Source organism: Saccharopolyspora sp. NPDC045839 (genome assembly GCF_056431645.1).
In genome coordinates, this window is record NZ_JBWKKH010000055.1 from 14,230 (window position 1) to 29,979 (window position 15,750).

Here is a 15,750-nt window from a genome sequence, read left to right on the forward strand (position 1 = left end):
GCTGGTGGGCGCGATGGAGGATGCCGAGGCGGAAACGGGGCTGGACGGCGAACCGTTCGCCACGGTCAGCGCGAGCCACCCGGACAATCCGGTCAAGGTGGCGCATCTTCCGCGAGGGCAAGGGACGGCATCTCCGGCGGCTGCCCGTTGGCATCGTCTCGGCGGGCGGGGCGGTCGTGTTCGTCCGGTTGGGTGTGGTCGGCCTGGACCGGCGTTTGCCTGTGTGTGAAGGAAAGGGCTCGATCTTCGCGGCCATCGTGATCGTGGGTTGTGGTTTCTGGGTCGGGGTGGTGGTGATCGGCCACGGTCTCGACGATGTTGTCGGTTTCTGACCGCATGTTCTGTTGGTGGCGTGTCCGTGGTTGGAGGAGGAGGCCGGCTGCGCTGGCGGCGGCGGTGCAGCCGACGGCGATGGCCCAGCCGTGGGGCAGTAGGGGTGTGGAGCCGAAGAAGTGGCTGAGGCCGGGGGTCTGCACGACGGCGGCCAGTGCCGCCATCGACAGGAGCGAACCGGCTACGACCAGTGGGGTGCGTCCGCGGATGACCAGGGTCTGGCCGAGTTGGGCGCCGACGAGTGCGACGAGTGCGACGGTGTCGGCGTGTCGTCGGGTTCCCGAGATTCGGCCGAGGACCCAGGCGGTGAACGCGGCTGTGGCGGTGATGATGCCGCGTCGGTAGATGTCGCGGTGCAGTGCGGCACCGAGGGAGGCGTCGGGCCCTTCCTCCAGGAGCATTTCCGGTGTGATCTCCGGTGGGGGGCGTACTGCGATCGCCATCGCCGGGATGACGTCGGTGAGGAGGTTGACCAACAGCATTTGGCGGGCGTTCATCGAGCCGCCGGGGGTGAGCAGGCCGGTGGCGACGGTGAAGAGGACCTCGCCGAGGTTGCCGCCTAGCAGCAGGGCCAGGGAGTCGCGCACTGAGGCCCACATGGCGCGGCCTTCGACGATGGCGTCCACGATCGTTTCGATGCGGTCGTCGGTGACCACGACGTCGGCGGCTTCCCGGGCGGCCGGTGTGGCGCGTTCGCCGAGCGCGATGCCGATGTCGGCGACCCTGATCGCGGGTGCGTCGTTTGCCCCGTCGCCGGTGACGGCGACAACGCGGTCGGTGCGCTGCAGTGCCTGGACGATGCGTGCCTTGTGCGCCGGGGTGGTGCGGGCGAAAACCGCGATATCGGCGGCCTTGGCGGCTAGTTCGTCGTCGTCGAGGGTGTCGAGTTCGGCGCCGGTCATCACCTGGTGGCCGTTTAGGATGCCGAGTTCGGCGGCGATGGCTTCGGCGGTGCTGGGGTGGTCACCGGTGATCATGATGATCTGCACGCCTGCCTGCTGCAGCTGGTCCACTGCGGCGGCTGCGGTGGGGCGGACCGGGTCGGCCAGGGCGATCAGGCCGGTGAGCCGGAGGTTGCGCAGGCGGGAGTCGTCGAGGTCGCGGCGGCCGGTGGCGGGCCGTTCGGCGACGGCCAGCACGCGGTATCCCTGGCGGGCCAACCGGTCGAATTCCTCTTCCACGCCAAGGCGTGCGTCATGGTCGAAGGCCACGTCCATGTCGTCGCGGCGCCAGTGGGTGCACTGGGCGAGCACGACCTCCGGGGCGCCCTTGATGCTGAGCAGGTGGTCGCTGCCGACCCGTCCGAGCACCATGTGGTAGCCCCTCGATGGTTCGAAGGGGAGCTCTTCGACGAGTTGCCATCCCGAGGTGCCTTCGCTGGGCTGCACTCCGAGGTCGCGGGCCCCATTGACGACCGCGCGGTCGGTGGGATGCGGCAGGAGTTCGCCGTTCTCGGCCGCCGGGCTGGCGCGCAGTGCTGCGGCGAGGATCTTTCTCTCCGCTGTGGATAGATTTGCGACGTCGCGGGTGGTGGCTCCGTCGGATATCCCGCGTAGGGCGATGCGTCCTTCGGTGAGGGTGCCGGTCTTGTCGAAGCACAGCACGTCCGCTCGGCCCAGTGCCTCGATTGTCGAGGAATTGTGTACGAGGGCGCCGCGTTTCGACAGTCGCCGGGCTGCGGCCAGCTCGGCGACGGTGGCGACGAAGGGCAGGCCTTCCGGGACTGCTGCGACGGCCAGGCTTACCGCTCGGCCCAGGGCCGCGCCGAAGGGTTGACGCCGGATGAGGTCGGCGACCAGTAGCAGTCCGCCGGCGCCGATGGAGATCGGCACGGTGACTTTGGTCAGGGTCCGCAGGCGCGCTGCCACCCCGCCGGGTCGGTCCGTCGCGTTGTCGGTGCCTGCCGCGCTGCCGGCTTCGGTGTCCTCTGCGGTGGCGACGACGGCTGCGACGGCGCGCCCGGCCGCGATCGCGGTGCCTTGGTAAAGCATGCAGCGCCGGTCGGCTACCGCTGCCGCGGGTGTGGCGGTGGTGGTTTTGGTGACGAGTTGGGATTCGCCGGTCAGGCTGGATTCGTCGACTTCGAGTCCGTCGGCTTCCAGCAGGCGGCAGTCGGCGGGCACGGCGTCGCCTGCCACCAGGTCGATGACGTCGCCGGGTACGAGTTCGTCGGCGGGCACGCGGGTGCGTTTGTCGTTGCGGCGCAACGCGACCGGGATCGCGGTGGCATCCAGGAGCTTGCGCAATGCGCGGTCGGCGCTGACTCGTTGCACGCCGCCGATCAGCGCGTTCAGCCCCAGCACGCCACTGATGATGACCGCGTCGGCGGTCGCTCCGATGGTGGCGGAGAGGGCGGCACCTCCGGCCAACGCGGGGGTCAGCGGGCTCGCCAACTCGTCCAGGCTCGCGAGTACCAGGCTGGTGCGGCCCTGCGGGGAGTGGTCCTGGCGTTCGAGTGCGCGCTGTTGCGCATCGCCATCGGTCAGGCCGTTGGGTGAGCTGCCGAGGAGTTCCAGCACCGTGGACGGAGACATGGTGTGCCAGGGCGTGCAGGCGATGTCGGACGGTACTGGGCGTTGACCCGCTTGCATGCCCCAATATGTTCCGGCGCCGAGGGCCAGCAGCGCACAGGTGGACACGGGCACGGCCGCGCGGGCCTGGCTGCCGATGGCGGGCCCGAGTGCGGCCAGCAGGGCGCCGCTGGCGGAGCCGATGACGGCGAGCTGGGCACTGCGCCGGCTGACGGTGCGGGCGGTGGGGATCAACCGCAGCAAGGCGCACGCCTCGCCCAGGCCAGGCCCGGTGATCAGGTGCGCGCCCCACGGGGGCGGTCCGTGGCCGGTGACGCCGATTCCGAGGTCGGCGGCGGCCAGGCCCGCACGACTACGCGTCGAGACCACGGCGACGCCGCGGCCTTCGGCCTGCAATCCCCGCACGAGCGTCGCGAAGTCCGCGTCGGCGGGTGCGACGCGATCGGCATCGAATTGCCCCGCAGGCCGCGGGTCCGGTCCGGCGAGCACCACCGAGCCCACCTCGCGGGCCGCAGCGAGAAGCTCGTCGGTCAGGGGCGCCGGTTCCTCCTCGATCTCGACGAGGGCAACTGGGTGCCCGTCGCGGTCGAGTGTGCAGGTTTGTACACCTCGATCGGTGCTTTGCCGAATCCTGTCTTCCAGTTCCACGTGCGGCAGATCCCCGGTTCGCGCTCTCGAGAGCGCCCACCCGTCGTGTTCCGCGTCGACGTGTGCCACCACACCGACGAGGGCGTGTGCCCGCTCCCACAACCCCGCGATGTCGACCTCGCCGTTGAGCGGAATCACCTCGCGCACCCGTTGTGTTCCGGTGCGCAGGGCAGTCCCGTCGATCACGACCGTGTCGATCCGGTCCAACCTCCGCAGAATTCGCGGATCGACCACCAGAGCATGGCGTTCGGAAACCGCGATCCCGAGCTGGGCCGCGAACGCATCCCGCCCGAGCCCGGCCGCTCGTGGCACCCCCGCCACCAGAAACCCCTGTGCGCGCTGCAGGTTGCGTGTCACCGCCAGGGTTCCGAGGAAGGCCGCAGGCCCGGCCACCGCCGACGAGTTCGTCACCCGCTCGATCGGTCCATTGGGCAGAGGCGCCGGGCGGGAACCCACGTCGACAGGCTCACACCGGTGGTACTCGGGCCGGTCGCCGAACTCGGCTTCCCGCCGCGCCCAGCTTCGCTGCACCGCCTGGGACTCCCGCACCAAGCAGAACCGATGCGCGGCATCGGACAACAAGGTCGTCGGCCGCTGGGCCAGGGTGTTCGCCGCAGCACTCCCGAGACCGAACAACAAATCAGTGGCCGCCCAGCCCACTCGTGCCTGGACGGCGCCACGGATGCCTTGCACGGCATCGGCGGTGGAGACCAACGCCGGAATCGACGGCGGCACGGCGGGTACCGGCAGCCAGCGGGCCGCCACGGCATAGCCCAAACCCGCCAGGTTCGCCCCCATCACGACCGTGTTGCCGAACACCCTGGCGACATCGCCTGGGCGCACCGCGCCGGTCTCGCGGCGGGGACGCTCGCCCATGCAGCTGGCCTGCTCGGCTTCTTCCACCGCGCTGACCAGTTCGGGGAGCTCGATCGACTCCGGATCGTGTGCGATGATCACCCGGCCCAGCGCCGCGTTGACCTCGGCCCACCGCACGCCAGGAAGCTGCGTGAGCCGATCGGTGATCTGCTCGGCCGCCGGTTCGGTCCCTGGCTCGTGCACGCCGCGCACCTCGATGTGTGCGCGCCCGTCCGCGGCCCACGCCCGCCGGCTGTCGCCGACACGCAAGACACCGCGCGCGACGGTCACCGCCGGCGCCGCGAGCTGCGACGCCAGAGCTCTCAACCCGCCGAGCGCGGGCATGCGCTGGTGGGGTCCGAGGGAGCCCCGGACCTCGCCGGTGCTGAACCGGAGGTTCCCTTACCGGCCCGCTGCACGACCACCGTGCCGACACCGATCGCGGCCGCCACCGGCCACTCGATCAACGACAATGCCGCCAGCGCTCCCAGGCCGCCGTAAAACGCCAACTGCCCAGGAGAGGGAAGGTTCTCCCGCACGCTGTTGACCACACCCGCGACATCCTCACGACCCGGGATGTGCACCTCCGGACGACGAAACTCCCCCATGCCAAATGGCAGCTTCACCGTCGCAGTCCGCGGGCCACCGGCCTTCCCCGACGGGCCCTGCGAGCGATCACCACGGGAACCACCGGAGCGTCCCGCTTCAGACTTCGCGTTCGGGGATCTTGTAGCCACGACGTCTCCTCAAGCAGAACTGACAACGGGTAAGCAGTGAGACTACGTTCGGTGAAGGTCCATTGAAGACTTCACAGCGGGGTTATGCACCGTTCGGGCGAGGGTGATCCCCGATGGATGGGGTATGGACAACAGAAGCCGTCGTGGCTTCGTCCCAGCCGAAGCCAAAGAGGCGACTCGCGTGCTGGTCGACCAGCCTGGCCGCCGATGGCTTCATGTCACTGGCCTTGGACGCAAGCGACCTTCCCACACCCTGGCGTGATGTCCGTTCGCTGACAATCTGATACGCATCACCAGCCTGGGCCGGCGACTCATGGTCGTCGGCGGGGGCCTGGGCGGCAGCAAAGGGTCGTGGGGGCGCGGCGTCGACGCGGAAGTCCTTTACCGCGTTCGGGTTTGTCGTGGGCAGGTGCAGGCTGGGGTCGCCGGGCGCACCCCGCACATCAAACGTTGTGGAAACACAACGTTTGAAGGGATCAAGTGCGGCAACGGCCCCGAGCCCCACACGTCTCGGCGCGCGGCGCGTTCGTCGTATCCAGGGGTAAAATCGTGCGGTTCGATTGGTCCGGTCCGGGCGATGCCGACGTCGGGGCTGGCCATGTGGAGCGGGGTCTGTTGTGAGGAGGAGGCATGGCTACCAAGCAGCGGAAGCCGGAGGGTGCTGGGGGGACGACGGTGAACCTTCCCGGTGTTACGGCGGAGTTCCACCGCCCGGATCATTACATCCCTACTCGTGATGATCTTGCTGGTGCGGCCGAGACTGTCCGGGGCTATCTCCCATCCGGCCAGATGATGGCCTTCTACGGTGGTCTTGGAGCGTTGGCGGTGTTGTCGGTGATCGAATGGCCGGTGGCGGCGGCGATCGGCGTGGGTGTCGCGGTCGCACAGCGCGCCGGCGGCGCGGCGTCGACGTAGTCCGGTTGCCACGGTCCAGGCGCGATCGAGCCGCTGAGAATGCTGCGACGGGACTCTCAGGCCACGTGTACCTGTGCGGGGTGTGTCAGTGCGTGCATCAGGCGGAGTTTCATGCTCGGGTGGATCGGGAGATCGTTTAGGGCGTCGGTTTCCGTCCAGGCGGCGTTGATCGTTTCTTTGTGGTCCGGGCGTGGTTCGCCGCGCAGCGGTGTGGCGTGGAAGCACAGCGCGAACTGCTGGCGCACCTCACCGCTGGAGTACACCATGACGTGCCCCGGGTCGGTATAGACGCCGGCGAGTCCGGTCACGGTGACGAGGACGCCGGCTTCCTCCTCCACCTCGCGTACCACGGCATCCAGCGCGGACTCCCCGACGTTGACCTTTCCGCCCGGCAGTTCCCAGTTGCGGGTATCGATGCGCTGTACCAGCAAGACCCGGTGGTAGAGGTCGCGTACGACCGCGAACGAGGTGGGAGCCAGCGAGTTGGCCACGGGGGCGTTCGGGTCGTGGTAGTACTCCGATTGCCGCGGCACAACAACGAGAGTAGACGGCTCGGCAGGTGCGACGCCTGCCGAAATGGCTCGAGGGTGGGCGAGGCGGTTTCAGTCGTTGACCGGTTCTTCCCGGGTTGGATCGTGCACGCCCCGCCGAGATGACGGTGTAGAGCCTGGTGAGGCCGAGCAGGAACGCGCCGGCCATTGTCGTGACCTCGCCGAAGCGCATCGCGGCCTGCTGCCCCAGCGTGAGGCCCAGCAGCGGCATTGCTGTCTCGAAAGACCCGAACACACAGGCGACTTTCAGCCGCCGTTGCGCGTCGACGCCTACCAGGCCGAGGGCGATCGACGTGGCGAAGTTGCCCAGCCCGGGCGACAAGGCGATGAAGATGAGTCCCGCCAGCGACAGCACGGCGCTCACGGTAGCGACGACGGCGCCCGGCGCAGGGCTGTTTCGGGGTTCGCCCGGCGTTGACCTGTCTTACGCTGGTGGTTCGGCAACGTGCTTGTGTGTCTGGGAGGCGGGTCGTGGCTACCGTGGCGCCGAACGCAACGTCGGGTGCGGGTGCGTGGCCGCAGCAGCGCTCGCGAGCAGCGACGGCCAGCCTGCCGCGTGGTTGGGGGGACGTGGCCGGTGCGGCCCGCTCGGTACGAGATGGCTTGCCGTCGCGAGAGTTCATGGTTTTCTGCGGCGGTCTGGGAGTGTTGTTGCCGCTGTCGGTGATCGAGTGGCCGGTTGCCGCGGCGACTGGTGTGGGGATGCTGGTGGCGCAGCGGGCCGTCGGTACGCGATCGCCGGAGCCCGGTTCGAACTGTTCAGCGGATCCGGCTCATACAGCATGGAACGGTTGAGCCTTTTTCGATGTTGCGTACCTTGGGCGCGTTGGCCTCGCAGATCGTGGCGCCGGTGGCGGCTGCCGCGCAGAGCATCGTGGGCTTGGGGCGGCGGCGGGTGTGGTCGTCGGAGGGGCGTGCGTACGTCGAGGTGCGCGGTGTTCATCGGCCGGGGGTTGAGGAGGCTGGCGAGCAGATCGTCCGGCGGTTGGAGAAGGTGCCGGGTGTTGCGTGGGTCGAGATCAACGCTGCGGTGGGGCGGGTGGTCATCGGGCACGATCCGGACCTGGTGGGGATCGCCGAGTTGGTGGGTGTGGTGGAGGACGCGGAGGCGGAAGCGGGTTTGGGTGCGGAACCGTTCGCCGCGGTCAGCGCGAGCCACCCGGACAATCCGGCGAGGGTGATCGCGGAGGCGATGGTGCTGGGGGCGAATTTGACCGGCGCTGCGGTCGCGTTGGGGGCCCGGATGCTGCCGTTGCCCGCGTTGCCGCCGTCTGTTCCGGCGCTGGTGTCGACCGGTGAGTCGGTGTCCCGGGTCCGGGGACCGCTGGAGACGGGGATCGGGAAGACCGCCACTGACCTGTTGTTCGGGTTCAGTAGTGCGATGGCGAACACGCTCGCGCAGCGTCCGGCGAGTTTGCTGGCGGAATCGGGGTACCGGTTCTGCCTGTTGCGGGAGACGCAGGCGGCGCAGCGGAGTTGGGCCCGGTGGGAAGCCGGAACGGGGACGCATCCTGCCAGTCACCGCAGTGCGCCGGTGGAGGTTCGGCCGCGCCCTGTGCCGTTGCCCGATGGCCCGGTCGAGCGTGTGACCAACGGTTCGGCTCTCGCTGGGCCGGCGGCATTCGCGGGCATGTTCGGGGTGACGCGGAGCTTTCAGCGTGCGCAGGCGATGGTGGTTGCGGGTGCGCCGCGCGCGGCGCAGGTAGGGCGGGGTGCGTTCGCGGCGCAGCTCGGGTACGGCCTGTCGGGGCGGACGACTCTGGTGTTCGATCCCCGGGTGTTGCGGCGGTTGGACCGGATCGACACGGTGGTGATCGACGCGGACGTGCTGCGTACTGGTGTTCGGCTGGTGCAGGACGTGATTCCCGCGGATGGCGGTCACGCGGTCGTTGAGCTGTGGGAACGTGCGCACCACTTGGTCGGCGTGACCAAGGTGGATGGCGCGCGGCGTGACGGTTGGTCGCTGTATTCGGTCGCTCGGTCGCGGTTGCGCGCTGATGTGCGCGACGCGGCGGGGCCCGGGATTGAGGTGTTCGCGCTGCGCCACGGTTCGCGCACTGTTGGGTGGGTCCTGGCCGCCGAGGAATTGGATCCTCTCGCTGAGGAGTTGGTCGCGACGGCTCGGAAGGTTGGGGCGGTGGTCCTTGCTGGTGGTGGGGGCCGGTTGGCGGCGCGGATCGGTGTTGATCGCGTGGTTGCGGGTGGGGGGCGGCTTGCGGGGGTGGTGCGGGAGATGCAGGGCGAGGGCAGTGTGGTCGCTGTGGTGTCCTCGCGTGCGCGGGCGGCGTTGGTGGCGGCGGATGTCGGGATCGGTGTGACCCGTGATGGTGTGGTTCCGTGGGGTGCGCATCTGATCGCGGGCGCGAGCCTGGGGGAGCCGTGTGCGTTGTTGGGCACGGTCCCGACCGCGCGTCATGTCAGCGTGCGCGCCGCGCAGCTGTCGTTGATCGGTTCGGTCAGCGGTGCGGCGTTCGGCGCGTTCGGGCCGGCTATCGGGAGCCAGGTGCGTGCTGGAATTCCGGTGGCCGTGTGCGCGGCGATCGCTCTGGGTGCTGGGACGTGGTGGGGGATGCAGGCCGCGTGGCGCCCGGTTCCGCGTGCGGTGCCGCGCACTGCCTGGCATGCGATGGCGCCCGGCACGGTGCTGGAGCTGCTCGATAGTTCACCGGAGGGCCTGACCGGTGAGGCGGCGCACCAGCGTTTCCCGGATCATGACGAAGGAGCGGACCTCGGCCGGATGGGTGTGCTGCGGGCGTCGCTGGAGGAGCTGGCGAGCCCGCTGACGCCTGCCTTGGCGGGTGGGGCCGCGATCTCGGCGAGCATCGGTGCGGTTGCGGACGCGACGATCATCATGGGCGTGCTGGGGATGAACGCGTTGATCGGCGGCGTGCAACGGATCACCGCCGACCGTGCGTTGAACAAGCTGCTGGAGGCCAGCGTTGTTCGGGTTGTGGTGCGCCGCAAGGAAAACACGACGCAGTTGCCCGCCGACCAGCTCGTGCTCGGTGATGTGGTGGAGTTGGTGGCCGGTGATGCTGTTCCGGCCGACTGCCGGCTGTTGGAGGCCGAGGGGCTGGAGGTCGATGAGTCGAGTCTGACCGGCGAGTCGATGTTGGTCACCAAGACGGTGACGGCGACTCCGGCGGTGCCGGTCGCGGACCGGACCTGCATGATCTACCGGGGCACCGCCATCGCCGCCGGGCGAGCGGTGGGTGTGGTGGTTGCGACCGGCGCGAACACCGAGGCAGGCAGCGCGATCGGGCCCGATGCCCGACGAGGTGCTGATGGTGTCGCGGCTCGCCTGCGGACTCTGGCCAAGGTGACGGTGCCGATCTGCCTGGGAGCAGGCGGGATTCTGCTCGTCACGGACATTCTGCGCGGGCGTCCATTTGGGACATCGCTGGGGCGGGCGGTGAGCCTGGCGGTGGCGGCCGTTCCCGAGGGATTGCCGTTCGTTGCCACCGTTGCCGAGCTCGCGGCCGCCCGGCGGTTGTCGAAACGCGGGGCGCTGGTGCGCAACTCCGCGACGATCGAGACGTTGGGGCGGGCGCAGGTGCTGTGCTTCGACAAGACCGGCACCCTCACCGAAGGGCGCATCGCGCTGCGGCGGGTCTCCGACGGCGCGTCGAGCCGGTGGCTCGAAGAAATATCCACAGTGGAACGCCGAGTTCTCGCGGGTGCCTTGCGGGCAAGTCCGTTGGTGGAGAACGGAGAACTGCTCCCGCATCCCACCGATCGCGCGGTCGTCGATGGCGCGCGCGGCGCGGGAGTGCACCCGGCGGAAGGTAAGGAGGGCTGGGCGCCGATCGACGAGATGCCGTTCGAGCCCTCCCGCGGCTACCACGCGGTGCTCGGTACTTGGCGCGACGGCAATCTGCTGAGCGTGAAAGGTGCCCCGGAGATCGTGCTGGCCCAGTGCACTCGGTGGCGCAGAGCAGATGGCGACGTGCCGCTGGATGACACCGCTCGTCGAGGCGTCGAGCACGTTGTGGAAAACCTCGCCCGGCAGGGCTACCGAGTGCTGGCGGTCGCCGAGCGGGCCGCCTCGGACCGCAGCGATCTCGACGAGTCCCGGATCCGGGATCTGCGGCTGATCGGGTTCGTCGCCCTGGCCGACCCGGTGCGGCCCACCGCGGCCGCCGCCGTCGCACAGCTGCAGCAGGCAGGTGTCGAGATCGTGATGATCACCGGTGACCACCCCAGCACCGCCGAGGCGATCGCCGCCGAACTCAACGCGCTCAACGAGCGCCGCATCATGACCGGCACCGAACTGGACAACCTAGACGACGAACAACTCGCGGCGAAAGTAGCCACCGTCGCGGTGTTCGCCAGGGTCAGCCCGGCGCAGAAAGCGCGCATCGTCGACGCCCTGCAGCGCAACGACCGCGTGGTCGCGGTAACCGGGGACGGCGCCAACGACGCCCCGGCGATCCGGTTGGCCGACATCGGCATCGCACTGGGGGAACGCGCAACCCCCGCGGCCCGTGAGGCCGCCGACCTCGTGGTCACCGACGACCGCATCGAGACCATCGTCGACGCCATCGTGGAAGGCCGCGCCATGTGGGCATCCGTCCGCGACGCGCTGGCCATCCTGCTCGGCGGCAACCTCGGCGAGATCGGCTTCACCGTCGCCACCGGGCTGATCAACGGCGGGGGCAGCCTCAACGCCCGCCAACTGCTGCTGGTCAACCTGCTCACCGACATCCTCCCTGCGATGGCGATCGCGGTAAGGCCACCTCCCACGATCACCGCCGAGATGCTCCTGGCCGAAGGCCCCGAAGCCTCACTTGGCGCGGCGTTGACCCACGACATCTACCGCCGCGCCGCGGTCACCGCCGGGGCAGCCATCTGTGCGTGGATCCTGGGCAGGGCGACCGGAACCCTGCGCCAGGCCAACACGACCGCACTCGTGGCACTGGTCGCCGCCCAGCTCGGACAGACCCTGGTCGTGCGCGGACGGACACCACTGGTCGTGGGGTGTGCGCTCGTCTCCCTCGCGGCACTGGCCGCCGTCGTCCAGACACCCGGCCTGAGCCAATTCTTCGGGGCCAGCCCGCTACTCCCGCACGGCTGGATGATCGCCGCGGGCATGGCGACCGCCGCCACCACCATCAGCCTCCTGCTCCAACAATGGTGAATCATCCGAGCGAGCGCGAGAATGTGCTCACCAACACTGTCGGGCCCGATGACGCGGGACAGCCCGAGCGAGTAAGCCGATGAAGCTTCAAAGAACAGTTGGAAGACATCACCAGCCGCGTGGGTGCGCGGCTTCCAGCCGGCGGGCGGTGAAATCATGAGGGGGATCGATCACGAGTGGCTTCAGCGAGAACTGGACTTGGTGCGAGAAGAGCTGTCCGGGCAACTCCCCGACGCACAGCCCGGACAGATCTCGCACGCGATCAACACCGCTGCCGCCGAGCTCGTTCCGCACGCCACGATAGTCGATTTCCTGCCGATCCTCATACGCCGACGCGCGCAGGAAAAACTGCGGATACGGTAATACTTTCCCCGCCGCGCTGGCCGCATTCGAGGACTTGACCGCCCCCGGATGCGCTGGAACTGCTGGGTTGGGCACCGGAGCCAGACCAGGTCTCCCGGTTGTCGCGGTCGGAGATCACGGCGGCGTTGCGGGCAACTTGCGGATACTCGGCGGGGTAAGCCTGGATACCCCGAGGGTTTGTTCTTGGATAGCAACGTTTAATGAGTGAAAGTGCCTTCTGGCCTGCGATGATCAGAGTTGCTGAAGCACTGATGTCGCATGGTTGGGAAGGCACTTTCGGTGAGATTGTCGCAGATGTGGTCGCGGGCTGCGGTGCGGTTCGATGATGCCAATCTGGTGTCGTGTGCGGGGCTGGTGCCGGTGATGGCGCTGGCCGAGCAGGCCGGGTTATCTGACCGGTCAGCGACGCGGTCAGGATCAAGAACCCGCCGATCGCGTCGACCGGGGTGAACCCGGCAGGCAAGATTGTCTCGGTCATCGCGGGGATGGCCGCGGGCGCGGACAGTATCGATGATCTGGATGTGATCCGGCATGGGGGGGATGAAGGGTCTGTTCGACGGGGTGTATGCACCGTCGACGCTGGGGTCGTTCCTTCGGGCCTTCACCCATGGTCACGCCCCGCAGTGAGCGTCGGTGGCCCGCCGGTTGTTGATCAACCTCGCCGAGCGGACACCGATGCTGGGTGGCGCGGATCAGCTGACCTTTGTGGACATTGATTCGCTGCTGCGTCGGGTAAGCGCTGCCCCTGTGCCCGGGCGATGGGTGCGGGGCGCGCGTTGTCAGATGGCCTGGTTGCGTCCGGACGCTTCGTTCAGTAGCTCGGTGGCGGTGGCTTATTCGGGTGCGGGTCCGTTGGGCGGCTGGCGCCGGTGTAGCGGGCGCCGGGCCGGGCCAGTCGTCCGCGTGCGGTGACCAGCGCGCACCGGGCCTCGTGCCAACGGCCGGAATTCAGGTGCTCGTCTGCAGCGCCGATCGCTTCTGCTGCGTCCTGCGAGATGAACGCCTGATCGTCATCAACCTGGGCCAGCAGCGCCAGGGCGTGTCGCACGTGGGGATGCGCCTGCGGCGCGCCTGCGTCGGCGGTGAGCACTTTCACCAGTGCCGTATCGATCGCTGCCTGAACCTGGCCAACGATTCCATCGGGCGTTGAGTGCGACATGGCAGACCAGAATATGCAACCGCCGCAGCGTGCCAGCCGCGACACACGCCCACTGTCGGGTTACGTGACCTGCAGCGACGCGCCTGGCCGGGGTGTAGCTGGGGCGGCGCGTCCACTGTAGACGTCACTGAGGGCGTGGGGTTGGGGTATTCGGCACACCTGCGGGGCCGGGCTCGTCGCCGGGCCCCGCAGGGCGTGGCCAATTCGGGGGACGGCCACGCACGGGCGCCGCCACGGTGTCCGGGGGATGGCGCCGCCCTCGCTGGGACCGTACCTCCGCCCACCCGAATGTTCTCGGTGGCGCGATCACGTTCCCGGGTCGGGTGGGACACACGCGCCTGCCTAGCACTTAGCGCTCATGGCCACCAGAATCAGTTGATCGTGCGCCAGGAAGGTGCCTTTTGTTTCGTGTGTCCCATGAGCAGCCCGCCGACCGGCGGGCGTTGCGGGCACCGGACGAGCGCGCGGCGCGCCGGCCGAGGCGAGGCCCGGTGGGCACAGCCCAGCCCCGCGGATCACCTGCCGCCGCGGGAGGAGTTGGCCGGGCTGCTTCCCGTGGACGATCTGCCGATACCTGGGCATCCGATCACTTACCCCGAGAAGAAGGTGAGGACCACGATGCGACTCCTGATCAAGATTGCGGATCTGATCGCTACCGTGGCTCTGTTCATCGGTTTTGCCATCGCCGCATGACCCATCGGCAGAAACGCACCACGTCATGACCGATTGATAAGGCTGGGGGACCGACCGAGCCGCACCTAGCATTAGGTCGAGATCTCAGCTTGGGGTTCGCCGCTGCCGGGTGAGTCGAGCGAGGTCGACCCGTCGTGCGGCTGCGAGCAATTCGAGGTAGATGGCGTCGCTCTGCACGTAGGTGCCACCCGGCGACCGCTCGTCGCCCTGCGCGTGAGGAGTCCGGTCAGCCGCTTCGAATGGGCCAGCCTGCTCTCGTGCCCGAGGGTGGGAGCAGAAGCGCGGCCGCGGGTGGCCGCACGGTGAAGTGGGGGAGCGGCATGTCGAAGTACTTGGTGCAGGGCAGTTACACCGCTGAGGGCACGAAGGGGGTGCTCGCTGAGGGCGGAACCGGGCGGCGGGAGGCCGTTGAAAGGGGCCTCAGGTCATGGTCGCCACGGCTATGGCGGTGCGGGCCAAAACTGACTCCAGCCGGCGAGAAGTTCACACACGACGTACGGCCGATCTTGGCTTTGCTGGCTGAGACGCAGCGCTGGTGTTTGCCGCCTTTGGCTCGCTTCCCGTCATTGGCACTCAGCCTCTCTCGTCCGCATCAAGCCGCTGAGAACCAATGACGGAGAGCAGGTCGAGGGCATCGGCGCTATCGGTTCCGAGTGCCGGGGTGAACCAGAGCAGGCGCTGGCGGCCGTCCTCGCTGAACAGGTTGAGGCAGTTGACCTCGAGCAGGCCGAGCGTCGAGTGGTTGAGGCGCTTGCGGTCGTCCCTGCGGAACGCGACGTCGTGTTCCGCCCAGAGACCAGCGAACTCGGTGGAGCGCTGCAGCAGTTCGTCGCAAAACCGGTGAGTGGCTCGCCTGGATGGAAGGGTCCAACTCAACTGGGGGTCACCTATGGGTCCGTCAGTCCAAATAAAATCAACGACCCGCCTCGGCAAGCCCCATCAGCTCCGGAGTTGCGGCGGGTAGGACCATGGTCGCGATCTGGACCGACCTGGGCAATCCTTCGTTATCTGGAAGTCGGTTCTCACCTCAGCCACATGAGCGATTTAGTTCTCCCGGGGGCGGGACTTACGAGTATCTAGAAGCTGTGAGGCACCGATCGTGCGTTGGGCATTGCGCTAAGGGCGCTCCGGGCGATCAGGTTAGACTTGTGCGGCTTGAATGATGGTGCGCCGTTGTTTGTGGTGTTGTTCGTAGTCGGCTACAGCGGCGTGCTCGTCGGCGGGCATTGTTCGTATGCGTGGAAGGATCTCGCTGACGCCCATCTCGTCATACCCGGCCCAGGGCTCGTCGCCGCGTAATTCGTCGATACGGCGTAGGATGCCGGTCCGAGCCCGATTTCGCGTTTCGTAGTCCTCGACCAGGTGCAGCTCGCGCTGGGACAGCTTGGGCAACTGCTCGGTAATCTCACCGACGGTGCGGCTGTCATAGCCGCTGATCGGCAACTCATCCGCCTTTGCGTCGAGGCCGGATGGCTCACCCTCGACCGGTGCTGTTCCGGAAACTGACTTCTCCGCGGTGCGGCCGGAGCGCTGTGCGATCACGGCACCCACGCCGATCGCCACCGCCACCGGCCACTCGATCACCGCGAATGCGGCCAGCGCTCCAAGACCACCGTAGAAGGTCGTCATCTCCCAGGAAGGGAGGTAGCCCCGAACGGCGTTGGTGGCGTCTGCGAGATCATCGCGAGTGGGAATGTAGTGATCGAGCTGGTGAAACTCGGCGGTAACACCGGGTAGGTGCACCGTCGTCCCCTGCTTGGCAGCCATGATCCCCCCTCATGTAACCCCTTGTCGGGGGTAAACCTTGAATCCCTATCACTAGGCTATC

General features: G+C 68.3%; 9 protein-coding genes and 1 pseudogene. 4 read left to right on the top strand and 6 right to left on the bottom strand.

Annotated features, from left to right (window positions below; genetic code table 11):
* Positions 1–92: 92 nt before the first annotated feature.
* Positions 93–4,712 (bottom strand): HAD-IC family P-type ATPase, encoded by a 4,620-nt coding sequence (locus AC07EQ_RS41175; protein ID WP_478393214.1) that lies wholly within the window; start codon positions 4,710–4,712, stop codon positions 93–95.
* A gap of 1,022 nt (positions 4,713–5,734) precedes the next feature.
* Here AC07EQ_RS41175 and AC07EQ_RS41180 point away from each other — a divergent pair.
* Positions 5,735–6,019 (top strand): hypothetical protein, encoded by a 285-nt coding sequence (locus tag AC07EQ_RS41180; protein WP_478393215.1) that lies wholly within the window; start codon positions 5,735–5,737, stop codon positions 6,017–6,019.
* A 56-nt stretch (positions 6,020–6,075) separates the two neighbouring features.
* Here AC07EQ_RS41180 and AC07EQ_RS41185 read toward each other — a convergent pair whose 3' ends face one another.
* The gene (locus AC07EQ_RS41185) at positions 6,076–6,552 is read right to left on the bottom strand and encodes an NUDIX domain-containing protein (RefSeq protein ID WP_478393216.1); all 477 of its coding nucleotides are present in this window, start codon (positions 6,550–6,552) and stop codon (positions 6,076–6,078) included.
* 139 nt (positions 6,553–6,691) lie between these two features.
* Positions 6,692–6,934 (bottom strand): annotated as a pseudogene (locus tag AC07EQ_RS41190) (manganese efflux pump); the annotation flags it as partial.
* 441 nt (positions 6,935–7,375) lie between these two features.
* On the opposite strand from AC07EQ_RS41190, the gene AC07EQ_RS41195 reads away from it, so the two are divergent.
* Entirely contained in the window at positions 7,376–11,707 is a 4,332-nt protein-coding gene (locus AC07EQ_RS41195; protein ID WP_478393217.1) for an HAD-IC family P-type ATPase, read from the top strand.
* A gap of 156 nt (positions 11,708–11,863) precedes the next feature.
* Positions 11,864–12,070, top strand: a complete 207-nt coding sequence (locus AC07EQ_RS41200; protein WP_478393237.1) for a three-helix bundle dimerization domain-containing protein — start codon at positions 11,864–11,866, stop codon at positions 12,068–12,070.
* An 811-nt stretch (positions 12,071–12,881) separates the two neighbouring features.
* On the opposite strand, the gene AC07EQ_RS41205 is transcribed toward AC07EQ_RS41200, so the two are convergent.
* Positions 12,882–13,229: a hypothetical protein gene (locus AC07EQ_RS41205; protein WP_478393218.1), complete on the bottom strand. Its 348-nt coding sequence runs from the start codon at positions 13,227–13,229 to the stop codon at positions 12,882–12,884.
* 417 nt (positions 13,230–13,646) lie between these two features.
* Here AC07EQ_RS41205 and AC07EQ_RS41210 point away from each other — a divergent pair, with 417 nt between their 5' ends.
* On the top strand, positions 13,647–13,922 hold the full coding sequence (locus AC07EQ_RS41210; RefSeq protein WP_478393219.1) for a hypothetical protein: 276 nt from the start codon (positions 13,647–13,649) through the stop codon (positions 13,920–13,922).
* A 573-nt stretch (positions 13,923–14,495) separates the two neighbouring features.
* Here the strand turns inward: AC07EQ_RS41210 and AC07EQ_RS41215 are convergent.
* Complete coding sequence (locus AC07EQ_RS41215) at positions 14,496–14,798, bottom strand: MmyB family transcriptional regulator (RefSeq protein ID WP_478393220.1); 303 nt, start codon at positions 14,796–14,798, stop codon at positions 14,496–14,498.
* 264 nt (positions 14,799–15,062) lie between these two features.
* Positions 15,063–15,689: a hypothetical protein gene (locus tag AC07EQ_RS41220; protein WP_478393221.1), complete on the bottom strand. Its 627-nt coding sequence runs from the start codon at positions 15,687–15,689 to the stop codon at positions 15,063–15,065.
* Positions 15,690–15,750: the final 61 nt, after the last annotated feature.